This is a genomic window from Enterococcus sp. AMC2644 (assembly GCF_058216475.1).
On sequence record NZ_CM177095.1, the window covers coordinates 2,793,023 to 2,818,308 of the forward strand.

27 protein-coding genes are annotated in these 25,286 nt (G+C 35.0%); 20 read left to right on the top strand and 7 right to left on the bottom strand.

The window, feature by feature from the left end; genetic code table 11:
• Window positions 1-84 precede the first annotated feature (84 nt).
• The 6 genes from AC4BC5_RS13535 (at window position 85) to AC4BC5_RS13560 (ending at window position 5,291) form a co-directional block, all read left to right on the top strand.
• The gene (locus AC4BC5_RS13535) at window positions 85-1,014 is read left to right on the top strand and encodes an alpha/beta hydrolase (RefSeq protein ID WP_490495887.1); all 930 of its coding nucleotides are present in this window, start codon (window positions 85-87) and stop codon (window positions 1,012-1,014) included.
• 108 nt (window positions 1,015-1,122) lie between these two features.
• Entirely contained in the window at window positions 1,123-2,436 is a 1,314-nt protein-coding gene (gene obgE, locus AC4BC5_RS13540; RefSeq protein ID WP_490495888.1) for a GTPase ObgE, read from the top strand.
• A gap of 117 nt (window positions 2,437-2,553) precedes the next feature.
• Complete coding sequence (locus AC4BC5_RS13545; RefSeq protein WP_490497558.1) at window positions 2,554-3,108, top strand: DUF1269 domain-containing protein; 555 nt, start codon at window positions 2,554-2,556, stop codon at window positions 3,106-3,108.
• A gap of 45 nt (window positions 3,109-3,153) precedes the next feature.
• Window positions 3,154-4,098, top strand: a complete 945-nt coding sequence (rnz, locus tag AC4BC5_RS13550) for a ribonuclease Z (RefSeq protein WP_490495889.1) — start codon at window positions 3,154-3,156, stop codon at window positions 4,096-4,098.
• Between the two features lie 2 nt (window positions 4,099-4,100).
• Window positions 4,101-4,889: an SDR family NAD(P)-dependent oxidoreductase gene (locus AC4BC5_RS13555; protein ID WP_490495890.1), complete on the top strand. Its 789-nt coding sequence runs from the start codon at window positions 4,101-4,103 to the stop codon at window positions 4,887-4,889.
• A gap of 12 nt (window positions 4,890-4,901) precedes the next feature.
• Complete coding sequence (locus AC4BC5_RS13560) at window positions 4,902-5,291, top strand: LapA family protein (protein WP_490495891.1); 390 nt, start codon at window positions 4,902-4,904, stop codon at window positions 5,289-5,291.
• Between the two features lie 44 nt (window positions 5,292-5,335).
• On the opposite strand, the gene AC4BC5_RS13565 is transcribed toward AC4BC5_RS13560, so the two are convergent.
• Window positions 5,336-5,881 (bottom strand): DUF2179 domain-containing protein, encoded by a 546-nt coding sequence (locus AC4BC5_RS13565; protein ID WP_490495892.1) that lies wholly within the window; start codon window positions 5,879-5,881, stop codon window positions 5,336-5,338.
• A gap of 175 nt (window positions 5,882-6,056) precedes the next feature.
• Between AC4BC5_RS13565 and recJ the strand changes: the two genes are divergently transcribed.
• Together recJ and AC4BC5_RS13575 are read left to right on the top strand one after the other, a co-directional pair.
• The gene (gene recJ / locus AC4BC5_RS13570) at window positions 6,057-8,351 is read left to right on the top strand and encodes a single-stranded-DNA-specific exonuclease RecJ (protein WP_490495893.1); all 2,295 of its coding nucleotides are present in this window, start codon (window positions 6,057-6,059) and stop codon (window positions 8,349-8,351) included.
• Window positions 8,348-8,860: an adenine phosphoribosyltransferase gene (locus AC4BC5_RS13575; protein ID WP_490495894.1), complete on the top strand. Its 513-nt coding sequence runs from the start codon at window positions 8,348-8,350 to the stop codon at window positions 8,858-8,860. The genes recJ and AC4BC5_RS13575 overlap by 4 nt, the downstream gene beginning before the upstream one ends.
• Before the next feature lie 314 nt (window positions 8,861-9,174).
• On the opposite strand, the gene AC4BC5_RS13580 is transcribed toward AC4BC5_RS13575, so the two are convergent.
• Window positions 9,175-9,390, bottom strand: a complete 216-nt coding sequence (locus AC4BC5_RS13580) for a hypothetical protein (RefSeq protein WP_490495895.1) — start codon at window positions 9,388-9,390, stop codon at window positions 9,175-9,177.
• A gap of 182 nt (window positions 9,391-9,572) precedes the next feature.
• On the opposite strand from AC4BC5_RS13580, the gene AC4BC5_RS13585 reads away from it, so the two are divergent.
• Window positions 9,573-9,785, top strand: a complete 213-nt coding sequence (locus tag AC4BC5_RS13585; protein WP_490495896.1) for a hypothetical protein — start codon at window positions 9,573-9,575, stop codon at window positions 9,783-9,785.
• Between the two features lie 22 nt (window positions 9,786-9,807).
• Here the strand turns inward: AC4BC5_RS13585 and AC4BC5_RS13590 are convergent, their stop codons facing one another.
• Together AC4BC5_RS13590 and AC4BC5_RS13595 are read right to left on the bottom strand one after the other, a co-directional pair.
• Complete coding sequence (locus AC4BC5_RS13590; RefSeq protein ID WP_490495897.1) at window positions 9,808-10,710, bottom strand: aminoglycoside phosphotransferase family protein; 903 nt, start codon at window positions 10,708-10,710, stop codon at window positions 9,808-9,810.
• A gap of 60 nt (window positions 10,711-10,770) precedes the next feature.
• Window positions 10,771-12,564, bottom strand: coding sequence for a DUF4153 domain-containing protein (locus AC4BC5_RS13595; RefSeq protein WP_490495898.1), 1,794 nt, complete (start codon window positions 12,562-12,564; stop codon window positions 10,771-10,773).
• Window positions 12,565-12,651: 87 nt separating this feature from the next.
• Here AC4BC5_RS13595 and AC4BC5_RS13600 point away from each other — a divergent pair, with 87 nt between their 5' ends.
• Complete coding sequence (locus tag AC4BC5_RS13600; protein WP_490495899.1) at window positions 12,652-13,188, top strand: GNAT family N-acetyltransferase; 537 nt, start codon at window positions 12,652-12,654, stop codon at window positions 13,186-13,188.
• 12 nt (window positions 13,189-13,200) lie between these two features.
• Here AC4BC5_RS13600 and AC4BC5_RS13605 read toward each other — a convergent pair whose 3' ends face one another.
• The gene (locus AC4BC5_RS13605) at window positions 13,201-13,554 is read right to left on the bottom strand and encodes a DUF2200 domain-containing protein (RefSeq protein WP_490497559.1); all 354 of its coding nucleotides are present in this window, start codon (window positions 13,552-13,554) and stop codon (window positions 13,201-13,203) included.
• 143 nt (window positions 13,555-13,697) lie between these two features.
• Between AC4BC5_RS13605 and AC4BC5_RS13610 the strand changes: the two genes are divergently transcribed.
• The 3 genes from AC4BC5_RS13610 (at window position 13,698) to AC4BC5_RS13620 (ending at window position 15,163) form a co-directional block, all read left to right on the top strand.
• A complete protein-coding gene (locus AC4BC5_RS13610) occupies window positions 13,698-14,201 on the top strand; it encodes a GNAT family N-acetyltransferase (protein WP_490495900.1) in 504 nt (167 codons plus the stop codon).
• A gap of 64 nt (window positions 14,202-14,265) precedes the next feature.
• Window positions 14,266-14,604: a DUF6054 family protein gene (locus AC4BC5_RS13615; RefSeq protein WP_490495901.1), complete on the top strand. Its 339-nt coding sequence runs from the start codon at window positions 14,266-14,268 to the stop codon at window positions 14,602-14,604.
• A 16-nt stretch (window positions 14,605-14,620) separates the two neighbouring features.
• Window positions 14,621-15,163 carry a DNA-3-methyladenine glycosylase I gene (locus tag AC4BC5_RS13620; RefSeq protein WP_490495902.1) on the top strand — a complete coding sequence of 181 codons (543 nt, stop codon included), beginning with the start codon at window positions 14,621-14,623 and terminating at the stop codon, window positions 15,161-15,163.
• Window positions 15,164-15,221: 58 nt separating this feature from the next.
• Here AC4BC5_RS13620 and AC4BC5_RS13625 read toward each other — a convergent pair whose 3' ends face one another.
• Together AC4BC5_RS13625 and AC4BC5_RS13630 are read right to left on the bottom strand one after the other, a co-directional pair.
• Window positions 15,222-16,304 (bottom strand): iron-containing alcohol dehydrogenase family protein, encoded by a 1,083-nt coding sequence (locus AC4BC5_RS13625; RefSeq protein ID WP_490495903.1) that lies wholly within the window; start codon window positions 16,302-16,304, stop codon window positions 15,222-15,224.
• Window positions 16,305-16,338: 34 nt separating this feature from the next.
• Window positions 16,339-18,084 carry an EAL domain-containing protein gene (locus tag AC4BC5_RS13630; protein WP_490495904.1) on the bottom strand — a complete coding sequence of 582 codons (1,746 nt, stop codon included), beginning with the start codon at window positions 18,082-18,084 and terminating at the stop codon, window positions 16,339-16,341.
• Window positions 18,085-18,315: 231 nt separating this feature from the next.
• Between AC4BC5_RS13630 and AC4BC5_RS13635 the strand changes: the two genes are divergently transcribed.
• The 7 genes from AC4BC5_RS13635 (at window position 18,316) to AC4BC5_RS13665 (ending at window position 25,272) form a co-directional block, all read left to right on the top strand.
• Complete coding sequence (locus AC4BC5_RS13635; protein WP_490495905.1) at window positions 18,316-19,779, top strand: ABC transporter substrate-binding protein/permease; 1,464 nt, start codon at window positions 18,316-18,318, stop codon at window positions 19,777-19,779.
• Window positions 19,772-20,494, top strand: a complete 723-nt coding sequence (locus AC4BC5_RS13640; protein ID WP_490495906.1) for an amino acid ABC transporter ATP-binding protein — start codon at window positions 19,772-19,774, stop codon at window positions 20,492-20,494. The genes AC4BC5_RS13635 and AC4BC5_RS13640 overlap by 8 nt, the downstream gene beginning before the upstream one ends.
• A gap of 21 nt (window positions 20,495-20,515) precedes the next feature.
• A complete protein-coding gene (locus AC4BC5_RS13645; RefSeq protein WP_490495907.1) occupies window positions 20,516-21,667 on the top strand; it encodes a pyridoxal phosphate-dependent aminotransferase in 1,152 nt (383 codons plus the stop codon).
• Between the two features lie 174 nt (window positions 21,668-21,841).
• A complete protein-coding gene (gene tnpA, locus AC4BC5_RS13650; protein WP_490495366.1) occupies window positions 21,842-22,315 on the top strand; it encodes an IS200/IS605 family transposase in 474 nt (157 codons plus the stop codon).
• A gap of 535 nt (window positions 22,316-22,850) precedes the next feature.
• Window positions 22,851-23,486 carry a 3D domain-containing protein gene (locus tag AC4BC5_RS13655; RefSeq protein WP_490495908.1) on the top strand — a complete coding sequence of 212 codons (636 nt, stop codon included), beginning with the start codon at window positions 22,851-22,853 and terminating at the stop codon, window positions 23,484-23,486.
• 155 nt (window positions 23,487-23,641) lie between these two features.
• Complete coding sequence (locus AC4BC5_RS13660) at window positions 23,642-23,908, top strand: ACT domain-containing protein (protein WP_490495909.1); 267 nt, start codon at window positions 23,642-23,644, stop codon at window positions 23,906-23,908.
• Between the two features lie 14 nt (window positions 23,909-23,922).
• Window positions 23,923-25,272 (top strand): PFL family protein, encoded by a 1,350-nt coding sequence (locus AC4BC5_RS13665; RefSeq protein WP_490495910.1) that lies wholly within the window; start codon window positions 23,923-23,925, stop codon window positions 25,270-25,272.
• Window positions 25,273-25,286: the final 14 nt, after the last annotated feature.

The following is a 25,286-nucleotide window of genomic DNA, read 5'->3' on the forward strand; positions in this document are numbered from 1 at the left end:
GATAAAACGTCTGTTATAAGTAAATGGTTGTTGAAATATGTTTTTTTCTTTATACTTACTCTTGTAGGATAGAGGAGGACAGGTATGAAAGTTTTTGTACGGATAGCAGGAATCATTGTGATATTGGCAGTTGTCGGTTTAGGTTGGGCAGCAAATTATTTTTATAATTATGCGGTTGTCCCTTCAGAAAAAGATTTTTTAGATAACGAAACACCTGGTACCAGCAAAGTTGAAACAGAAGCAGTGAATCAATGGTATTCTGATGAAAAAAATCGAACAAGATGGTCGCTTGATGCAAAGGACGGCTTAAAACTATCAGCGATTTATATCCCTGCTGAAAAAAATAATCATAAAACAGCTATTATTGCGCATGGATACATGGGGAATGCAGAGACAATGAGTGAATATGCCAAAATGTATCATGATTTTGGCTATAATGTCTTAGTTCCAGATGCACGTGGTCATGGAGAAAGCGAAGGAAATTATATCGGTTTTGGTTGGCATGAGCGAAACGACTATTTACAATGGATCGATCAAGTGCTTGCAAAAAATGGGAAAGATGAAACGATTACGTTATATGGAATAAGTATGGGGGCTGCAACAGTTATGATGGCTAGTGGTGAAAAACTACCTAGAAATGTTGTATCAATTGTTGAAGATTGTGGTTATTCATCGATTAATGCAGAACTAGCATACCAATTGAAAGATATGTTTAATTTACCTGCATTTCCATTAATTCCAGCAACAAGTCTAATGACAAAATTTAGAGCTGGCTATTTCTTTGGCGAAGGCGATGCAACCAAACAATTGGCGAAAAACACGCGTCCTATTTTATTTATTCACGGTGATGCCGATAAGTTTGTACCATTTACCATGTTAGAGACTGTCTATCAAGCAACCAGTGCGCCAAAAGAAAAGTGGATCGTCCCTGATGCAGGGCATGCTAAAGCATTTTCTAAAAATAAAAAGTTATATAAAGAAAAAGTTCATGATTTTTTAGAAAAAAATGAATGAAACGAAAGAAACGTGGCGAAAAGATAGACAAATGGCTGTTAGCTAGGTACAATAATAAAGGCTTTGACACACAAGAGTATTAGTAAATAGAATGGAGGACAAAATTACATGTCCATGTTTTTAGATCAAGTAACCATCGACGTAAAAGCCGGTAAAGGCGGAGACGGAATGGTTGCATTTAGAAGAGAGAAATATGTTCCAGATGGTGGACCTGCGGGTGGTGACGGTGGTCGTGGAGGAAATGTCGTATTAGTAGTTGATGAAGGATTACGTACGTTGATGGATTTCCGTTTTAACCGTCATTTTAAAGCTCAACCTGGTGAAAATGGGATGAGTAAAGGGATGCACGGCCGTGGTTCAGAAGATATGTACGTAAAAGTTCCTGAAGGGACAACGGTTCGTGATGCTGAAACAGGCGCATTGTTAGGAGATTTATTAGAACACGGGCAAACATTAGTGGTCGCTCGTGGCGGACGTGGTGGACGTGGGAATACTCGTTTTGCAACACCACGTAATCCAGCTCCAGAAATGGCTGAAAATGGCGAGCCAGGTCAAGAACGAAAAATCGAACTAGAATTGAAAGTGTTAGCAGATGTTGGTCTAGTTGGATTTCCGTCAGTTGGTAAATCAACCCTTCTTTCTGTGATTTCGGCTGCTCGTCCTAAAATTGGTGCGTATCATTTTACTACGTTAGTTCCTAATTTAGGTATGGTGAATATGCCCGATGGTCGCAGTTTTGTTGCTGCAGATTTACCAGGATTAATTGAAGGTGCTTCTCAAGGAGTTGGGTTAGGTACACAATTTTTACGTCATATTGAGCGTACTCGTGTTATTTTACATGTGATTGATATGAGTGGCATGGAAGGTAGAGATCCATATGAGGATTATACAGCGATTAATAATGAATTAGGTTCTCACAATCTCCGCTTGTTAGAACGTCCGCAGATTATTGTAGCGAATAAAATGGATATGCCGGATGCAGAAGAGAATTTAAAGAAATTCAAAGCAGAATTAGCAAAAGAACAAGAAGATGAATTTGCCGATCCAATTCCTGTTTTTCCAATTTCTGGAGTAACTCGTCAAGGTTTAGAGCCATTATTAAGTGCTACAGCAGACTTATTGGATGTAACACCAGAGTTTCCTCTATACGAAGAAGAAATCGAAGAAGATGTGGTACAATATGGATTTGTTTCTGACGAGCCCGACTTTTCAATTGACCGTGATTCAGATGCAACTTGGATCTTATCTGGTGAAAAATTAGAAAAACTATTCAAGATGACAAACTTTGATCACGATGAAACAGTCATGCGTTTTGCACGTCAATTACGTGGAATGGGTGTAGATGATGCTTTACGAGCACGTGGGGCTAAAGATGGCGACATTGTTCGTATTGGTGAATTTGAATTTGAATTTGTAGAATAAAATAATAGAAACTAGCCATTTCAGCTAGTTTCTTTTTTTGGGATTCAAGGTATAATTCGTTTCCAAACTTTTAAATTATTGTTACAATTAGTAAAAATAGAAAGTGGGGGAATCATGATGACAAAACGAGTGATTGTATTGAATTTTGAAATCAGCTCACAAGCATATCAAGCTTTTTCAGAAATCAAAAAATTACATCTTGCTAAAGAAATTAAAGGCGAACAGATGGCAGTCGTTACCCATTCAAGTGAAGGTGACCACCAATTTAAAGTAGAAGATTTTCTAGATTTCACAGGGTCAAATAAGACATCTAAAGGTGGAATGATTGGAATGTTAGTTGGCATTCTAGGTGGACCATTAGGAATGATGCTTGGGTGGTTTGGTGGTAGTCTGTTTGGTGCATCTAAGGATGCGCAAGAAATTCGAGTTGCACAGACCATTTTTGAATTTGTTGGAAATAAAATTGGCGAAGGAGATACCGGGTTAATTTTAATTGCTGATGAAGAAGATAACCGTCCGTTAAATAACATTGTAATGTATGAATTAGGTGGCGAAATTTCACGCTTTGATTTAGATGAAGTAGAAATAGAAATAAAAAAAGCACAAGAAGTGGAAGCAGCAACAAAAGAAAATGCCCAAAAAATTTGGAAAGAAAAACATTCCAATGATTAGTTCATTCCAATTGAGCGATAAAACATAAAGAAAGTAAGGATAACTATGGAACTAGAATTTTTAGGAACCGGTGCCGGTGTACCAGCAAAGCATCGGAATGTGACAAGTATTGCTTTAAAATTATTAGAAGAGAAAAATGAAGTGTGGTTATTTGATTGTGGTGAAGGAACCCAAATGCAAATTCTTCATACGACAATTCGTCCTCGAAAAATCAAAAAGATTTTTATTACGCACTTGCATGGCGATCATATTTTTGGACTACCTGGACTTATTAGTAGTCGTTCATTCCAAGGAGGCGATGAGCCGTTAAGCCCATTGGAAATTTATGGGCCAGAAGGAACAGAACATTTTGTAAGAACTGCACTGAAAGTTTCTAAAACACATTTAGGTTATCCGCTTAAATTTATTGAAGTGGAAGAGGGTATCTTGTTTCAAGATGACCAATTTGAAGTTTCCTGTAAAAAATTAGATCATGGGATTGATAGTTATGGGTATCGAATTGTAGAAGCAGATCATCCAGGTGAATTGCAAGTAGATAAGCTAAATGTGTTAGGAATTAAGCCAGGTCCGATTTATGGGAAAATTAAACGTGGTGAAAGGGTTACTTTGTCAGACGGAACGATCCTTGATGGAAAACAGTTTGTAGGAGAGCCTAAAAAAGGGCGGATTGTCACCATTTTAGGTGATACACGCTTTACACAAAATGCAATTGAATTAGCCCAAAATGCTGATGTACTTGTTCACGAGAGTACCTTTAAAAAAGATGAAATGAAAATGGCGAAGGCCTATTTTCATTCTACGACTCAACAAGCAGCAACAGTTGCCAAAGAAGCAAATGTTGGCAAACTAATGTTAACACATATTAGTGCACGTTATTTAGCAAATGATGTATTAGATTTAAAAGCGGAGGCAGCAGAAATCTTTCCACAGGTGCGGGTAGCGAAAGATTTTTATATTTTGTCAATTCCTTTTAAAGAAAAGGAGGAGTAATCATGAATTTAGAAAATAAAGTTGTTCTAGTAACAGGTGCATCTACTGGTTTAGGGGAGCAAATTTGTTATGAAGCAGCTAAACAAGGCGCAATTGTTGTTGTTTGTGCTCGTCGTATTAATATAATAGGACAAGTGAAGGAACGCTGCATGGAAATCAGTCAAAAAGAAGCGTATGCTTTTCAATTAGATGTGGCAAATCCCGATAATGTTGAGAGCCTAATGGAGAAACTAAAAGAAGAGGTTGGCACCGTCGATGTTCTAGTTAATAATGCTGGCTTTGGTCAATTTGAAGAATTTGTTTCTTTTGATATGGATGTAACTCGAAATATGTTTGAAGTAAATGTCTTGGGTATGATGTTATTGACACAGAAAATTGCGATTGAAATGTTAGATAAGCAATCTGGGCACATTATTAATATTGCTTCTATGGCTGGAAAAATGGCAACACCAAAATCGACAGTTTATTCAGCAACAAAATTTGCTGTATTAGGATTCTCAAATGCATTACGTTTAGAATTAAAGCCTTTCAATATTTTTGTAACGACAGTTAATCCTGGGCCTATTGCTACAGAATTTTTTGATAAAGCTGACCCATCGGGTGACTATTTAGAAAATGTTGGCTCCATGATTTTAGATGCTCAAAAATTAGCAAAAATCATTGTTAAACAAATGTTGCGTCCAAAACGTGAGATTAATCGTCCTGTAGTGATGGAAGTCGCAGCCCGCTTTTATCAACTATTTCCTCATGTTGGAGACTATTTAGCAGGTGGATTATTTAATAAAAAATAAGGAGGAAAAAGTGTGAAAAATCAGTGGCGAATTATTATCGGTTTAATTTTAACTTTAATTATCGTTATCTTTGCAGTTTTAAATAATATGTCAGTACCGATAAATTTTGGCTTTTCTAAATTATCGGCACCCTTAATCATTGTGATTATTGGTTCAGCCTTTTTAGGAGCAGTTATTATTTCTTTAGTTACAACAGGTACCATCTGGCAACAGCGCCGTGAAATTAAGCAATTGAAACACGAAGTTGAAAATTTGAATAAGAATATTGAAACAAAAACAGAGCAAAAAAAGGAAGAGCTTGAACGGGAGTACAATAACAAATTAGCTGAGTTTGAAGCAGCGCATACTGTTTATTCAAGCGAAACAGAAACAGCATTACCAGAAGAAAATCAAGAAGTGTAAAAATCAGCCCTCTTTTTTATTAAAGAGGACTGATTTTTTTAAGATTATTTTTTCATCCGGCGATGAACTTTTTTCGTCCAGAAACCACCAGAAATTTGTTTTGGTTCATAGCTAATGATGAAGGCACGGCTTTCTACCTCTTTAATTTTTTGATAAAGTTGTTTTTCCTTATTACGAGGTGAAAGAATTTCTAACACCATTCGCGGACCTTCCAGACCTTCGCCATAACTGACTGTCACGCCATATCCTTCACTTCTCAAAATACTTGGCAACGTGTCTTCTTCTTTAGAGGTACTTGGTAAAATAGCCGTGATCATTGTGTAACCTAAGGCCATTTTATCCTCAATTTTTATACCTACTCCAATCCCAATTGCAAAACCTAAAGCATACACAATTAAATTAATCGGATTGTCTAGACTGTCCAAAACCATTGATAAGCCCAATACATAAATAATAATTTCAAACATACTCACGACAGGGGCGATGAAACGGTAACCTTTCATTGTTAGTAGTAAACGAATTGTACTTAATGTTACGTAGGCAAAATTGATTCCAAAAATCAGTGCCAACATTTTAATGTTAATATCCATTATAAATCCCCCTTCATGTTAAATAAAATATTTTTACCAGTGTAACATACAGTTATTGTGAAGTCATATTATTCGGTAATTATTTCTAAAGAAGCTTGTTATAACAGTCATTTTGAATACTTTCATTTGTTTTTAGGTAGTGATGTGGTAAAATAACTTGGTTAGGAGTGATTAGGTGAAACAAGCAAGTTTTCAATGGCAATTACCTTCAGAAGAGGCGTTACCTGAAACATTTATCCAAATATTAGAAGAAAAGAAAATTCCTCATTCGTTAGGAAAGCTTTTTTGGAATCGTGGTTTGCAAACTGCTGAATCGTTAGAAACATTTTTAACACCTTCGTTAGAACAATTGCACGACCCATTTCTGCTTTTTGAGATGGAAAAGGCAGTCGAACGGATACAACAAGCCATTATCAATGAAGAACGTATTTTAGTGTATGGTGATTATGATGCAGACGGAATTACTAGTACGACAATTATGAAAGAAACGTTGGAAAACTTAGGTGCGGATGTTGAATTTTATTTACCCAATCGTTTTACTGATGGCTATGGACCTAACCAAACAGTTTATGAACAAAAAATTGCAGATGGAATACAGTTAATTGTGACAGTCGATAATGGGGTTTCAGGACATGAGGCAATTGCCTATGCGAATAGCCAAGGTGTTGATGTTATTGTAACAGACCATCATGAATTACCTGATGAACTGCCTGAAGCGTATGCCGTTATCCATCCAAGACATCCAGAAGGAAGTTATCCATTTGGTGATTTAGCTGGAGTTGGTGTATCGTTTAAAGTTGCCTGTGCCTTATTGGAGGAAGTTCCAACTGAATTTTTAGATTTGGTTACAATTGGTACGATTGCTGATATGGTCTCTTTGACGGATGAGAATCGTACTTTAGTTTCATTTGGTTTACAGTCAATCAAACAGACTGAACGAATTGGCTTAGAGAAACTGTTAGAAGTCAGTGGTGTTTCGGCTGATAAATTAGACGAGACGAGCATTGGTTTTTCAATTGGACCAAGATTGAATGCGATTGGCCGCTTAGAAGATCCTAATCCTGCTGTTACATTAATGACAACGTTCGATGACAAGGAAGCAGAAGAATTAGCAGGTCGTTTAGATCGAGTGAATACACGTCGTAAAGATTTAGTAGAAGTAATTACGCAAGAAGCCCTATCAATGATTCGACCAGAGGATAAGATTCATTTAATTGTTGGTGAAAATTGGCATGAGGGTGTATTGGGCATCGTTGCGGGTAAAATTTTACGAGCAACAGGCAAACCTACAATTGTCTTGGCAAAAAAAGCAGATGGCATAGCTAAAGGTTCAGGCCGAAGCGTGGAATCAGTTAATCTATATGAGATGCTTAATGGTATGCGGCAATGGATGACTAGCTTTGGTGGGCATCATGCAGCTGTTGGTTTGAGCCTAGCAGTTGAAAATATTACCATCTTACAAGAACAAATGAATCGTTATATGGACGAACATCAGTTGACAGGTGGGATGCATCTGGTAATTGATTCCAAACTAGCAGTTGAAGAAGTTTCTGTTGACTTCATCGAATCATTAAAATTATTAGCACCTTTTGGAATGGATAATCCATTACCGAATTTCTTGTTTGAAAAAGTTGCAGTTAGCAATAGCCGAACAATTGGTGCTAATAACCAGCATTTAAAATTTACTTTAACTGATACAAGCAGTCAATTAGATGGTGTTGGCTTTGGCTTTGGTGCACAAGAATTAGAATTTCGCAGTGATGATTTAAGCGTAGTAGGACAACTGTCAATTAACGAGTGGAACGGCAAACGAATTCCGCAATTGATGCTAGAAGATTATCAAATTAATGCGTTACAAGTATTTGATTACCGTGCAAAGAAATATCAACAAGCCTTACAGTTTACTGAACCGACACTCTTTATTAGTTTTTCTGAAAAAACAGCACAAAAGTGGGAAAAGAAACTTCAGCAAAAAGTAACGGTAGTTTCTGATAATACCCATATTCAATCTGAAGCAGAGCAAATTGTCTTTTTAGACTGTCCAGCCACATTATCTGAGATGAAGAAAACAGTGAATGACTCACAGGTTTCTCGTGTGTATATTTTGTGCCAAGCAGAAGATGATGCTTATTTAGATGGTTTAGGTTCACGTGATCAGTATGCTAGGTTATTTAAATTTATTGCATCACAAGATAAAGTAGATGTTCGTTATAAATTGTCAATTGTGGCAAATTACTTAAAAATCCCTCAAAAATTACTTATTTTTATGATTCAGGTGTTTTCTGAGTTGGGTTTTGTTACAATAACGGATGGCGTTATGCGTAAGGTTGACCATCCTACCAACCACGCATTGACGGAAAGTCGCATCTATCAAGAGCGCGCGAAACAAATTAAAATAGAAGAATTTTTATTATTGAGCGATCTAACAACATTAAAAGATTGGCTATCAATACAGGAGGAAAAAATATGAACTTAAAAAATTACATTGCCAGCATTCCAGATTATCCATCGAAAGGAATTATTTTCCGAGATATTTCACCATTAATGGCTGATGGGGAAGCATATCGAGCAGCGACAAAAGAGATTGTTGATTATGCACAAGAACAACAGATTGATATGGTCGTAGGTCCAGAGGCTCGTGGCTTTATTGTCGGTTGTCCCGTAGCTTATGAATTAGGTGTCGGTTTTGCTCCAGTACGTAAGCCAGGAAAATTACCTCGCGAAACGATTGAAGTTTCTTACGATTTAGAATACGGTAGTGACACCTTAACGCTTCATGCCGATGCCATTAAACCTGGTCAACGTGTTTTAATTTGCGATGATCTTTTAGCAACTGGTGGAACAATTAAAGCAACGATTGAATTAATTGAAAAATTAGGTGGTATAGTAGTTGGTTGTGCGTTCTTAATTGAACTGATGGATTTACATGGACGAGATAAGATTGAAGGCTATGATATCTTGACATTAATGGAATACTAATAAAGCAGAACACTACAAATAGATTTTAAGTCAAAGCTAATTAAAAAAATTGTATAAAATAGAAAAGTCATACTCAAAAAGAGTGTGGCTTTTGTATCGTTAAAAAAGAGTATGGATGAGACTTTTACCACTATTTTACATTAGATTTCTTGGTTTATAGGCATGACAAAGAACGAACTAGCTAGTTGGGTAGCTGGTTCGTTCTTTTGTTCTAGGATATTCCCATTAAACTAGCTCGCTAGTTTAGTTTTACGAAATAGGCGTATTGCCAGTTTTCATTATTTAGAATCGATTTTACATTTCTTACGTTATTTTTATTCATAATGATAATATTCAGAAGAATAGTATTCTTCTTGTTCCTGATAATATTTCCGTTCTGCTTGACGAAACTTCTTATCATCCCAAAGAATTAACCAAAAAGTAAAGAGAGGACATACAATTAAAACTGCTGTTAACATACCAAAATTACCAATAACAATACCAATCAAAAGAATAGTTAACATTAAACCAAAACGACGGATTGCTTTCATTTTTCTCACCTCTTCAATAAATACGAACGAATGTTTGTATTTATATTATACGAATGTTTGTTCGGTTTGTAAAGTAGAAAAAGTAAAAAAGATGATTTTAATCTAATAAATATTTTTTTGCTGTTTCTATTTCTTCCTATTAGAAAAATTGTTAGAATAAGAAGAACGGAGGTAGAAGTGAAATGGTAGCGCTTTTTATTATGGTTTGTATTGTGCTGGTTAGTTTGATTTTAAGTGTCTTCTTTTTAGAAATACAAAAATTAGAAGGAATTGAACTCACTTTAACTGAAGAAGTAAAAGAGATTGTTTTAATTATTGTAGGAGTATCTTTTATTTTCACACTAATCGGTCAAATTGTTTGGGCATATTTTGCAACAAAAAAATGGATAAAGTAAAACAAACCACCAATTAGTGAATCTAACTGGTGGTTTGTTGCTGAAACCATTCTGGGGCATAATCAGAAAAAGGGTGTGTTTGAATAATTTTTTTTGTACGTTCTTGGACTGCTGTACTATTTCCAAGTCGATAGCCACTGAGCTGACTGGCATGACAATTTAGGGCTACAAACAAGTGATACTTTTTCCAAAAATCTTTTGGAATATTCCCGTCAAAATAACCAATTATTTGTCCCTTAGCAAATTCAACACTAATCGGTATCGTGTATTTTGGAAGCTTGAAAAAGTCCTCCCATGGATCACCCCAATCAAATGAATCGAAATCAAGAACAAAAATCTTATTATGATGATAAAGTAAATTTTGTGGATGAAAATCATCATGCTGAAAATATATAGGGCTATTTTTTAAGACATAGAAATTTTCTTTGATAAATGTTTCAATTTCTTTTTGATGATAAAAATGTAAATTTAATGCTTCACACTGCTTTTTTTTATCTTGATATTTAGTATAGCGTGTTTGATACCAATTAAAATTAGATGAAACAGAGAGTAAGTGGATTTTTTTAAGTTCTTGACCAGCTTGAATCCCTAATTCGTATTGTTTAGTTAGAGTAATATTAGGTAGCAGATTATCTAATGTAACACCGGAAAGATATTCATAAATGAAATAGCATAGTTGATTGTCTTCAAAAACACCATAAAAAATGGGGACTTGACAAGTCACTTGATTTTTTTGATGTTGTTTTAAGAGTAGCATTTGTTGTTGTAAGCGTTCAAATTTAGCTAGAGGAAAAATTTTTAAAAAATATTTGTTATTGCAAGTATTTATTAAATATTTTTTTGAATTTGAGAATCCCGAGGAAAGTTCTTGGTAATCATTCACTAATAAATGATGACGCTCAAAAATATGAGTAATTTTAAGCATAGTTTACCTCCTTTTGAAATAGAAAAACTTTGCAAGATATATCTTGCAAAGAATTTTTTTTTATTGAGTAAATGATAGTAACAGATAAAAATCACCGTCAACATTACGTTCTTCTTCGACAAATAAACGTGTAACATATAATGTTAAGGTTAACTCATCAAATTGCTCACTGAAAGTCAATTCTTCTGGAGCTAAGGTCACACTTTCATTAGAAACATTTAGCTTTTCGATTTCGCGTAGGAAACGTAAATCATAAGAAGCCAGTGTTTTTTCTTGATTTTTAATTTCTAAAATCAATTTTTTTTCTGCGTCTTCTTCCCAAATTAATTGATAATCTTGATTTTGATAAGTTATCGTCAATTCATTGGTATCATTTGATTGTGCAATTTTACCATCGTAAACGGAAAACGGTACAAATATATTTGCACTAGATACATCTAGTTGTATTCCTTTTTCTTGATCCATATCAATATAAATATTTTTTGCTTGCGGATAGCCTTGATTAGGTGAAGGGATATCTAAAGAATAGCGGTCAAATCCAAAAGTTTCTGCGAACTCACGACTACTTAAATAATTGGTATCAAAATAAGGTAATTTATCTAACTCATCAACTTTTTGTAAATAATTATAGCTTTCAACAATTCGTTTTTTATCAGCTTTCGATAATTGACTATTTGGTTGAATGTTATTATTTTCTAACATATCATTTCGAGTTAACGTTGCTTCGAGTTGCTGCGTTTGACTATATATACCAATCGAAACAGCATCGATGTAAGGTAAGATTGAAATGATGGATAAGAAAAGTAACAGTCCAGGAATCCATGTCATTTTTCTATGCCAAAATAGATAAATCAAACTTGAAAGGGTTGAAAAAATAACAAATAGCAAAATAAAGTAACGACCATCTGTAATACCTAACTGTTGAAATTTGATGAAGGAAGAAGCACCTTGCAGAGCCGTTACTATGAACAAGAGAAGTGGAAATACTTTTTTAAACACGCGTACAGTCTTATTTTCAAGTGTATCAATTAAGAATAAAGTAAACCAACCAGCTACTACATAACTGACTAAAAGGGGTTCTAAAAGGCTGTTATTCCAAAAATCACCAGTGATATTCTGGATAATATAAAGTAATAAAATCAAGGTATAAGCGATAATAATTGGAATTACAATATAAGAAAGTAGAATTTCTAAAAACTTGGGAACCATAGAGGAACGTAGGTAATTCTCATCATCATCAGCACTATTATGTGGGAAATGAGGAATTAATGATAGAAAATACAAGGTGAAGAAACCAAACCATGTAAATGCTCCAATATGTGCATAAATAGTATAATCAATTGTTTGGATTAAGAAACTGTATGCGCTGACAATTGCAAGCAAACCTAACATTAAAACCAGAGAGAAGAGCGTAGCAACAAATAAAGCTTTCGTAAAAATCATGAAACTACGAGAAAAAGCAAACTCATCACGTCTGATAGTAGGAATCCAAATAATGCTTAGGCAAATAATGAATACTAAAATGCCACTACGAATTCCAGTGAGATATAAATAAAAATCAGTATAATACAAGTAGAGATAGTAACCAACAGAGAATAAAAGAACGTTTGCATAAAGTAACAAGGGAATTTGAAATGGGCGTTTAGAAAGTCGTTCGCAAATGAAACGAACTGCAATTCCTAACAAACCCGCAATAACTAAAGTCAAAATTTCTTTGCTTAAATCAGTTTCTGTCTCAATAGCAAACATAACCGTTCCCGTAGTTAAAATAAAAATAATTGTAGAAAACCAAAAACGAGTAATTGCTAAAGATATATTTTTTAGTCTTGCTCGGCTTTTTTGTGCGAAATTCATGTTCATCACCTCTTTTTTTATTTATTATACCATTGAGCTGAGTAGAAAGGATAGTTCTTTGTTATACTAATAAAAAGGGGGAAAACGATGAAATTAAAAACAGAACGTTTAACAATTCGACCATTTATTAGGGAAGATTTTAATGAAACTTTCGCAATTTATCAACGTGCTGATGTCTGTCGTTATTTGTTGCATGAGCCGTGGACGGAAGAAAAGGCTCAGGAAGCTTTTATGAAGAAGGTAAAGGCGCACACCTTGACCTTAGACAATAGTTTACATTTAGCAGTGAATTATCAAGAAACCGTGATTGGCGATATTACTGTATTTTATACAGAAATGCGAGAAACACTTGAAATTGGTTATACTTTCCATCCCAGATACAGTGGAAAAGGTTTAGCGACTGAAGCGTTGCAGGCTGTTATTACGCAGTTATTTCAAAAATACGAAGTTCATCGAGTTCAAGCCGTGCTAGATAAACGTAATCAAGCATCAGAAAAGGTTTGCTTACGTTTAGGTATGCGCAAAGAAGGCGATTTTAAAGAAGACTTTTGGAATAAAGGAGAATGGACAGATACATTAATCTATGGTCTTTTGGCCGAAGAATGGCAAAATAAAAAGAGGTGATGGGATACACCTCTAACGCATAATTTTTTCTGTCTTTTTACCTTTGGCTAATTCATCAACAATTTTGTCTAAATAACGAATTTTTTTCATTAACGGATCTTCAATTTCTTCGATTCGTACACCACAAATCACGCCAGTAATTAAAGAAATATTTTCGTTTAATGTCGCACGTTTAAAAAACTCTTCAAAAGTGACTTGTTCGTCAATCAGTTGTTGTAAACTGGTTGTATCAAAACCTGTTAGCCATTCAATGATGGTGTCTAATTCAGCTTTTGAACGGCCTTTTTTTTCAACTTTTGTAACATACATTGGATACACACTGGCAAAAGTCATTTTATAGACTCGTTCTAGATTTGTTTTCTTCATCATCATCACCTATTTTCTTTTAGCTAAATTATAGCATATTTTCTTACGGAAGCAAACGTACGTTCTAGAATGGCGAAATGTATCCTAGAATAGTTGCAATCGTTTACTATCTATAAGAAAATAGTCATGAAAGGAGTTTTTTGATGAAGATTGAATTAAGAGAAATGACCGCGACGGATTGGTCTCAAGTCTATGCTATTTATCGACAAGGAATGGAAACGAATTTAGCTACTTTTGATATTGAAACGTTGAGTTATGAAGAATTTGATGACGAACGTCTACCAATTGGCCGATTAGTGGCATTAGCTGGTGAACGAGTGATTGGATGGACTTCTTTAAAACAAGCCTATGAAAAAATTCCAGAATATTATGGCGTAGCAGAAGTTAGTATTTATATCGATCAAGAATATCAAGGCAAAGGGATAGCAACACGTTTATTGGAAAAATTGATTGTCTTATCTGAAGAGAAAGATTTTTGGATGTTAGAAGCCGATATTTTTGCAAATAATAGCGGGAGCATTCTACTACATGAAAAGTGTGGTTTCCGTCAGGTAGGTTATCGTGAAAAAATCGGTAAAGATCGTTTTGGCGTTTGGCGAGATGCCGTATTAATGGAGCGTCGAAGCCAAAAAGTAGGAATCGATTAACTATAAATAAAGTGATTAGAACACTTTAGCTAGTGCATAAATTAAGAACATGAGGTGAATGAACATGGCAATCTATGAAGCAGATGTAAATGGCACATTTGAAGAAGTGTTGACGTTCCTTAGTACGACAATTGTGAACGGTAGTAGTACTTGTTCCTTAGAAGAAAGTACTGAATTTCAAGTTGGAGATACTAAAGTAGCAATTCATGCATATGAGCGTTATGGATGGTTAAGTGATAACCGAGTAAGTTTGCATTTAACTGTTGTATCTGATATGGATGCAACTCATGTAACAGTTATCTCTACGGGTGGTAGTCTGGGCATGATTTTCAAATTTAACACAATTAGTGAAGATAATTTTTTGCGAACAGTTGTACCAGCCATTCAGGAAATTGAAAAATGAAAAGAAGGTAAAATTAATGAAGCGATGCGATTGGGTAACGAATGAATTAGAGCAGCTTTATCATGATTATGAATGGGGTAAACCATTGCACGATGAAGAAAAACTATTTGAAATGTTGGTATTAGAGAGCATGCAAGCAGGCTTAAGCTGGTCCACTATTTTGAAAAAAAGGGAAAGCATGCGTGAGGCGTTTGATTCTTTTGACTATCATAAAATTGCTGATTATCAAGAAGATAAAATTTTAACATTATTGGCTAATCCAGGCGTGATTCGCCATCGAAAAAAGATTGAAGCACTCATCAATAACGCACAAGCTTATTTAAAAATTCAAGAAAAATATGGAAGCTTTAATGTTTTTATATGGAAATTTGTCGAAGAACCTATCATTAATCAATGGCAAAATACTCACGAAGTTCCAGTATCTACAGAGTTAGCTAAGACAATAAGTAAGGAATTAAAACAAGCGGGATTTAAATTTTTAGGACCAACAAGTGTGTATGCTTTTATGCAATCAGTTGGGATGGTCAATGACCATTTGATTTCTTGCTCCTTTAAATAAAAACATCGGAACGATATTGAGCACGCTCATTTCTATCGTTTCGATGTTTTTTTTAATTTTAATTTGTGATGGCTTCGAGTTTTTTCATCGCTGAAACAATTACTTCAGGTGTAATCGTCTCTTTTAGTAAGTGAATCGTTTCTCCAGGTAAGGATGCACGTTCAGCAACACGTTGATAATCTTCATCTGTTAATTGAAGATCCATCGCTTTTAATGAAATTGGTAAGTTTAATTGCTGATAAAAAGGTAATAATTGTTCAATTTCAGCGAGTTTATTTTCAATCACTAATTGCACTAAAATACAATAAGCAACTTTATTTCCGTGTAACTGATAATGACTACCCGGTAAAATGGTCAACGCATCATGTAGGGAATGTGCTCCGGAAGTTCGTCCGAAGTCATCACCATAACCGCCTACCATGCCAGCAAGTAAGATATTTGTTTCTAAAACATTTAGAAAAGCTGGTGTTAATGTTTGCTTTTTCATAGCGAGTAAGGCATCCGAACTATCTGCTAATAAGATATCACGGCTTTTTTTAGCAGCGAATTCAGCGACTTGTATTTCGATTGGTTTGGTAGCTAATTGTGCAATGATTGGTTCAGCTTCATACCATTTTGCTAATGTATCACCAATTCCCGCAATCATTAGTTCAATCGGTGAATGTAGGATGACTTCAGGTTCAATTAAAACTAATGCATTTGCTTGATTGAATACATCGTATCGATCCATGGAACCATCTTCAAAATAGACAACACTCAATGGTGTATAAGCTGCACATGTTGCTGCTAAAGTAGGTAGTATACAGATTGGGACATTTGCTTTGTTAGCAATTGCTTTTCCTAAATCAGCGACTTTACCACCACCGACTGATACAATGCCGTCAATAGCTTCTTGTTGAATTAGTTGTGTGAAAAAAGCTGTTTTTTTATCGGTACAATCGCCTCCGTAATATTCAAAACGAGAAGTGATTGTTTTTAAGGTAGGGAAATAAGGTTTGGCAGCCTCCCAAGAATCTTTTCCATGAAGAATTAAAACTCGATTTAACTTTCGTTTTAATAAATGTTCCTCTAAGTTTTGCCATGAACCAACACGACATTCATATTCTTGGGGTGCTCCTCGAACAATTAATTGTTGCATCATTTTTACACTTCTTTCTCTCTAGATTGTTGTATTTTTATTCATCGATAACGAGGAATTCTTTGGTGAATTGTTTGACAGTTAAAGGGTAACTAAATAAATATCCCTGCATGTAATCAGAATGCAGCATTTTGGCAAGTGTTGCTTCATTTTCTGTTTCAATTCCTTCACAACACGTTTTTAATTGCAGATTCTGTGCTAAAGCAACAATATGTTTGGCGATAATTCCTTTAGTTGTTGTAATCGTTTGATTAGTAATAAAGGAGGCATCCACTTTGACAATATCTACCGGAAGTGTTCCGAGTAAAGCCAAAGCTGAGTGGCCTACGCCAAAGTCATCTAGTGCAATTTTAAAGCCACATTCTTTTAACTGCTTCATGATTTTTAAAGCAATTTCTGAATTTACCACTGCTTGATGTTCGGTTATTTCAAATACAATATGATGGGCATTGACATTATGTTTTTTTACAAGAGCGTGAAGCATTTGTAAAAAGTTTGGTTGTTCAATCTGAGTTACATCTACATTGATAGATACATTTGGGATTGTTTCATAGATTTTGTCTTTAAATACTCTTTCGAAAATCCAATGAGTTAATTCAGAAATATGACCATGTTTTTCAGCATGTTTAATAAGCGTATTTGGTGGAACATGGCCTAATTCAGCATCATTCCAACGAAGCAAAGCCTCTGCACCAATAATTTGCTTATCATGATCGAATATGGGCTGATAGTACATTTCTAATTCATCTTTGGCAATTGCTAACATGAGTCGATCAATCGTTTTTAAACTCATGACAAATTCTTGAGTCATCTTTTTGGAATAACAGATAATTTTGTTTTGCTTATGCTGTCTTAAACAAATTTCTGCATCTTCAAGAAACGAGGATAGATTAGTTGTTTCTTCAGGAAAACAAGTGACACCAATTTCTATATTCAAAAAAATAGTTTGCTCAGAAATGACTACTGGTTCCAAAAGGCTATTACGAATAGCTTCTAATAATTTTTTGAATGAATCTGTATCAGTTAAAGGATAAGAAAAATCTCCAAAAACTTCACGTGATAGACGGTAAACTTTATAATCCTCTGGTAATAAATGTTGAATTCTTTTGATTACTTCCAAAATGACGATTTTTCGAACGTTTTTAGAGTAAAGAGCTGCAATTTCAGCTATGTTACTACATCGAAATAATGCCACTGCGCATCTTTCAGGAGTTGTTTTTTGCTCAATTTTATGAACATCATATACAAACTGATTAAGATTTGGCAAACTAGTTACTGGATCAACGTAAGTTAAATGGGCATTAGTCATATCAGTATCTTTTATGAATGTTTTATCTGTAAAATAAAGCCCAAAATAAGCTGGTTTCCCCTCAGATGTTTTAAAGTGAACAAATTTAAACCACTGCGTTCGAATTTCACCTGAAAGATGCTGATACTCAAGTGTGCCATTCCAACCGTTTGTAGCAGTGCCTTTTTTCCAAATTTGTTGGAAATCAGTTTTATGGAGATATGCTGGTAAAATTTTTTCCAACTTTTGACCAAACACTTCTTCTCTACGCATATTGGCTTGCTCCAAGCCTGCCTGATTAATATACAGGATCTGTTGATTTGCATCAATAAAGAGTTTGGGGATAGGAGAAAGGTGAATCATTGAGATAAATGCTGCATAATCTGTTACATAAGGTTGTTGTGCGAGTGTCCCTAATAATTGATCGTAATGGAATTGTTCTTCAAAAAAGTTAAAAGGACTCGATTTTAAGAAAGGGCTCTTGCCATCCGTCAATGGTCGTCTCCTCCTATCAATATTATTTGTCATATCATCCACTATTTTACATTCTTTTCCCATGATATTAAAGATAAAAACGTATTAATTTGTGTTCTTTATTCAGATGTTAGAAAATAAAGAGAAGGTCTTATAAATGACTTTTCCTTTAATACGTTCTATGGTATCATAAAAAAGTTGTAAAGATGTATAAAAATACATCTTCCAAACTAGAAAAAGGAGAGAATTATTGTGAACAAAATGAAAAAATTTTGGTTGTTTTTGTTGCCAGTGTTTATGCTACTTATTCCATTCATTCCATTAAAAACTGCATTCGCAGAGACAACTGATCCGTACTATGAAAAAATTCAACAAAAGGGCGAATTAATTGTTGGATTATCCGCAGACTATGCTCCGTATGAGTTTCATGCTGAAGTTGATGGAAAAGATACAATTGTTGGCTTCGATATCTCAATTGCACAAAAAATCGCAGATGATATAGGTGTTAAACTTCATATTGAAGAATTAGGTTTTGATGCATTACTAGGTGCATTAAAAACTGGAAAAATTGATTTAATTATTTCTGGGATGGCGGTTACAGAAGAACGTTTAAAAGAAGTTGATTTTTCTGATACTTATATGACAATGAAGCAACGTGTAATTGTGCGTAAAGATGATGCAGAGCAATACAAGAGCACATTGGATTTCGAAGGAGTTCCTGTCGGTGTTCAAAAACAAACAACACAAGAAGCTTTGGCACAAAATGAGTTGGTCGGTTCAATTCCAACTTCTTTACAAAAAATTCCTGACGTTATTATGAATCTAAAAAATGAAAAAGTTGATGCAGCCATTTTGGAAGGGCCTGTTGCTGAAGCTTACGTTGATCGTAATCCTGATTTGGTATTTGCCGATGTTGAATTTAAAGATGGTGATAAAGATACCGCAGTAGCATTGCCTAAAAACGCACCTGTTTTATTAGAAAAGATCAACACGTCTGTTAAAGAGATAAAAGATCAAGGTTTATTAGAGCAATATCAAAAAGAAGCTAATGAATTGATGTTTCATGATGACCAAGGTTTTTTTGCAAAGTATTATAAATTCTATGTGAATGGTGCTGGCTACACGATTTTCTTAGCATTGATTGGTGTGCTGTTTGGGACTGTTTTAGGTGCCTTTCTAGCTTTAATGAAATTAGCTAAATCAAAATTTGTCCGTATCTTAGCAACAATTTATATTGAATATGTTCGTGGAACCCCCTTATTAGTTCAAATTTTTATTGTCTATTTCGGAACAGGTATTATGGGTATCGATATGTCTCGTTTGGCAGCAGGTTGTATTGCTTTAGCTTTAAATAGTGGAGCATATGTAGCTGAGATTATTCGTGCTGGTATTACTGCAGTAAATAAAGGCCAACTAGAAGCTGCACGTTCTTTAGGAATGAATCAAACTCAAGCAATGCGTTTTATTATTTTCCCGCAAGCTATTAAAAATATTTTACCAGCCCTTGGGAATGAGTTTGTAACGGTTATTAAAGAATCTTCTGTTGTTTCTGTCATCGGTGTTTCTGAATTGATTTTCCAAGCCGGAAACGTGCAAGGAGCTAGCTTTAAACCATTCTTACCTTACGTGATTGTTTCCTTAATTTATTTTGTTTTAACGTTTACACTTTCTCGTTTATTAGGTGTTGCTGAAAGGAGAATGAACACAAGTGATTAATATTCAAAATTTACACAAAACATATGGCCAAAATGAGGTTTTAAAAGGCATCGATTTAACAATTAATGCAGGAGAAGTTGTTGTCATTATTGGTCCTTCAGGAAGTGGAAAAAGTACGTTTTTACGTTGTTTAAATCTATTAGAACAGCCTACTGATGGTCGAATTGAATTTGAAGGGATTAATATCCTTGATAAAAGCACTAATATCGATCAATTACGTCAAAAAATGGGGATGGTTTTTCAAAGTTTCAATTTGTTCCCTCATAAAACAGTATTAGAAAACTTAACAATTAGTCCAATTAAAGTAAAAAAAGAAAACCAAAAAGAAGCAGAAGAGAAAGCTTTCAGTTTGTTAGAACAAGTCGGTTTGAAAGAAAAGAGTAGTAGTTATCCAGCAAATCTTTCTGGCGGTCAACAACAACGAGTGGCAATTGCCCGTGCGCTAGCGATGGACCCTGATGTCATGCTTTTTGATGAACCGACTTCAGCACTTGATCCAGAAATGGTGGGTGAAGTATTATCTGTTATGAAAAATCTAGCAGAAAATGGAATGACAATGGTTGTTGTTACTCATGAAATGGGCTTTGCAAGAGAAGTAGCTGATCGCGTCATTTTTATGGATGAAGGGATTATCCAAGAGCAAGGAACACCCAAAGAAATTTTTAGCAATCCACAGAATCTGCGGACGCAAAGTTTCTTAAATAAAGTGTTATAACCAAAGGAGATGCAAAAAAAGATGGATGCATCAAAAATTGCCAAAAAGTACCAACAACCAACAGAAAATCTATTAATGGATATTGCTTTGTTAGCTAAAACTAAAACAGATTTAATCGATTTATCGATTGGTGATCCAGATTTAATTACAGATCAAACGATTATTGAAGCAGCTTTTAATGACGCAAAATTAGGACACACAAAGTACACGGCTTCTGATGGAAGTCGCGAATTCTTACAAGCAGTGGTTGATCACTATCAAAAACGATATGGGTTAACAGTTGAGCGAAATCAAGTGCGCGCGACAGTTGGTGCGATGCATGGTACGTACTTAGCTTTGTTAGCAATTATTGATCCAGGGGATGAAGTGATTATTCATGAACCATATTTCTCTCCGTATAAAGAACAAGTTGAAGCAGCAGGAGGGATTCCTGTCTTTATTCCTACTTATGAAAAAGATGGTTTTCAAATTGATTTAACTATTTTAGAACAAGCGATTACGAATAAGACAAAGGCGATTTTAGTTAATTCACCTAATAATCCGACTGGTGCAGTTTTTTCTAAAGAAACATTCAAGGGGATTGCTGAATTGGCAATTGAGAATGATCTATTTATTCTATCTGATGAAATTTATGAAGAATTGAGTTTTTATGAAGACTTTACACCAATGGCAACTTTTGCCCCAGAGCATACGATTACATTTAGTGGCTTTTCGAAAGCCTTTGCGATGACTGGCTGGCGAATTGGTTATATGATTGCTCCTGCATATGTAAATGATGTTGTACGTCAAATCAATGAGAATGTCACATTTTCTGCCCCAGCAATTTCACAACAAGCAGGAATTTATGCACTAAAACATTCAGAAGAGCTTGTACCGAAAGTTGTTAAAGTCTTTAAAGAACGTTTGGAATATGTTAAAAAACGTGTAGATGCTATTCCGTTTCTTTCATTAGGAGAAATCAAAGGAACAATGTATGCTTTCATTAATATTGAAAAAACCCAGCTTACTTCAGTGGCTTTTGTTGAAAAAGTACTAAAAGAAACGAATGTCTTGATGATTCCAGGAAAAGCTTTTGGTCATAAAACTGGCGATACTCATATACGCTTAGCAGTAACGCAAGATTTAACACAACTAAAAGAAGCATTTGATCGAATTGAAAAACTAACTTTCTAAACTAGAAAGGCGCCTTCTAAGTGAAGGGCGTCTTTTTTTGTGTGTCTTGAAAACCCCTGGCTATGCCGGGGGTTCTAAAGAGCTTCTAGCGAGGTATTAAAAAAGCCTCCCAAAGATGATAAGATGAAATTGGTTTCCCGACCACCACATCAATCAACTTAGGAGGTGCCTTCTATGAAAAAGGCTAATGAAAGTTTATCACACACTACATGGAAATGTAAGTACCATATTGTATTTGCACCAAAGTACAGACGACAAATTATTTATGGGAAATATAAGAAAAGTATTGGAGAAATCATCCGCACGTTATGTGAGAGAAAAGGTGTGGAAATTATCGAAGCGAATGCCTGTAGAGACCATATTCACCTACTCGTAAGTATTCCACCGAAATATAGCGTATCAGGATTTGTGGGATATCTAAAAGGAAAGAGTAGCTTAATGATTTTCGATAGACATGCGAATCTGAAATATCGATACGGTAATCGAAAGTTTTGGTGTAGAGGCTATTATGTTGATACGGTAGGACGAAATAAAAAACAGATAGAAGAATATATTCGAAATCAAGTACAAGAGGATTATGCAGCAGATCAATTAACGTTGTTTGAAGAGTATGATCCATTCACAGGAAAGCAAAATAAGAAGAAGTAAAAGAGATTCATTAAGAATCGGTGAGTAAAAGTGGTGCAAGCGTGAAACCCTTCAGAAAGCCTTTTAGGCTGTGGCCGGTAAAAGAGGCTTTCAGCCGAAGAACAAACCTCCAGTTCACACTGGAGGTTTTGATTGTGGAATTCTTTTATTACATATTATAGAAGAAAAAAGTTTGCCAATGAAATATATGCAAAAATTTGGCGATTAGGTGAGAAATTTTTCGCTAAAACATTGTCACAAAAGATGATGTTTTGTAACAATCCCTTTAAGAAAGCGATTTATTTTTTTGTGTATACCAATTTTTGATATTTTTTTAATTTTTTTTATTACAAAAAGTAACTTTTTTCTAAAAATAATTCCTTATTAAATCAACATTTATTATGAAAAAACTTAAATTAAATGACAAAAAAAGCGAAGTTACATCAAATTGAAATATTTCGTCACTTTTTTGTTACCTAAAGAGTCGCAACTCTTGGTAAGATTTATCCAGTTGCTTCGGCAATACAAAATTTTGCTTTAAGGGAGTCTATATATAATGAAACAATTCAAACAAATTTTACTAGGTAGTGCAGCATTTTTTAGTATCGCAGGTTTTTCTTTGACAGCACACGCTGATCAAGTAGAACATACAGTAAGTTCACAAGATACATTGTCAAGTATTGCTATCCAATACTTTGGAGATATAAGCTATGTGAATAAAATTGCTCAAGACAACAATATTTCAAATCCAAATATTATTTTTGATGGACAACAATTAAAAATAAACACAGATGGTTCTGCGGAAGTGTCTGCACCTATTGAAACTGTTGCTGCAGAAGTTCAAGCAGATACTCAAAATGAAACACAACAAGCTGAGCCAGCAACTCAAGCACCTTCTGGCCGTACATTAACGATGGAATCTACTGCATATAGTTCAGATCCAGCTGATACATTAGGTGGTGGGACTGTTACGGCAACTGGTCAAAATTTATTGTCAAATCCAATGGCGGTAGCTGTCGATCCAAGCGTTATTCCATTAGGTACAAGATTATATGTTGAAGGTTATGGAGAAGCAATTGCTAGTGATACAGGTGGCGCAATTAAAGGGAATATCATTGATGTTCATTTCTCAAGCTACGAACAATGTATTGCTTGGGGTCGCCGTACTGTTCAAGTAACAATCTTAGATTAGTAGTAAATTAATTAGATGAAAAGCAAGAAATTTCTAGTGAATTTCTTGCTTTTTTTGTAAATATTCAGAAAATATTTACGCTTATTTTGATAGTAGCTATCGTGGGAGAACGAAAGGTGTGCTATAATAGAAAAAAATTCAAGGAGGAATCGTTGATGAGAGCTATTTTAACGGTTATTGGTAAGGATAAAGTTGGAATTATTGCTGGGGTTAGCCAGAAACTATCTGAATTAGAAATAAACATTGTAGATGTAACACAAACGATTATGCAAGAGTACTTTACGATGATGATGATGTTAGAAATGGATAAAAAAATTGATTTTGAATATACACGTCAAGAATTATCAAAAATTGGTGAAGTACTAGGTGTTAAAATTAGTATTCAAAATGAAGAAATTTTCGAAGCGATGCATAAATTATAAGCAGGAGGCCAGTCATGGAAACAAATCAAATACTAGAAACGATTCGTATGGTCGAAGAAGAAAACTTAGATATTCGTACAATTACGATGGGAATCTCTTTACTGGATTGCATGGATGCTGATGTTGATGCAGCTTGCGAAAAAATTTATCAAAAAATTACAACGCATGCTAAAGATTTAGTAAAAGTTGGTGAAGCGATAGAAGTGGAATATGGTATTCCGATTATTAACAAACGTATCTCAGTTACACCAATTGCGATTGTAGCTTCAGCTTCGCGTGCAACCGCAGCTGAATGTGTGAAATTTGCCAAGACATTGGATCGTGCCGCACAAACTGTAGGAGTGAATTTCATTGGTGGTTACAGTGCTTTGGTTGAAAAAGGCTATCAAGGTTCTGATCGTGCATTAATTGATTCTATTCCTCAAGCTTTAGCTGAAACAGCTTTTGTTTGCTCATCCGTCAATATCGGTTCAACTAAAACAGGAATTAATATGGATGCCGTCAAATTGATGGGTGAAACGATTAAAAAAACTGCAGAGGCGTCTGATATGGGATGTGCAAAATTAGTTGTATTTGCAAATGCCGTAGAAGATAATCCATTTATGGCAGGTGCCTTTCATGGTGTTGGTGAAGCAGATTGCGTAATTAATGTGGGTGTCAGTGGACCAGGTGTAGTAAAACGTGCTTTAGAGAAAGTTAAAGGGGAATCCTTCGATGTTGTTGCTGAAACAGTGAAGAAAACAGCATTTAAGATTACTCGTATGGGACAATTGGTTGGACGCGTTGCTTCTGAGCGATTAAATGTACCTTTTGGGATTGTCGATCTTTCTTTGGCTCCCACACCAGCAGTTGGCGATAGCGTGGCATTGATTTTAGAAGAAATGGGCTTGGAATCAGTAGGAACACATGGTACGACAGCTGCTTTAGCATTGTTAAATGATGCAGTAAAAAAAGGTGGCGTCATGGCATGTAACCATGTGGGTGGTTTATCAGGAGCATTTATTCCAGTTTCTGAAGATGCAGGGATGATTAAAGCCGTTGAAAATGGATTATTGAATCTTGAAAAATTAGAAGCAATGACGGCTATTTGTTCAGTTGGTTTAGATATGATTGCTATTCCAGGCGATACACAAGCAGAAACAATTGCTGCTATGATTGCCGATGAAGCAGCAATTGGTGTGATTAATCATAAAACAACTGCTGTCCGTATTATTCCTGCGAGTGGTGCAAAAGTCGGTGATATGATAGAATTTGGAGGATTATTAGGAACGGCCCCAGTAATGAAGACAAATCCAGCGAAATCAACTGATTTTATTCAACGTGGTGGACGTATTCCAGCACCAATCCATTCATTTAAGAATTAGAGGAGTTTTTTATT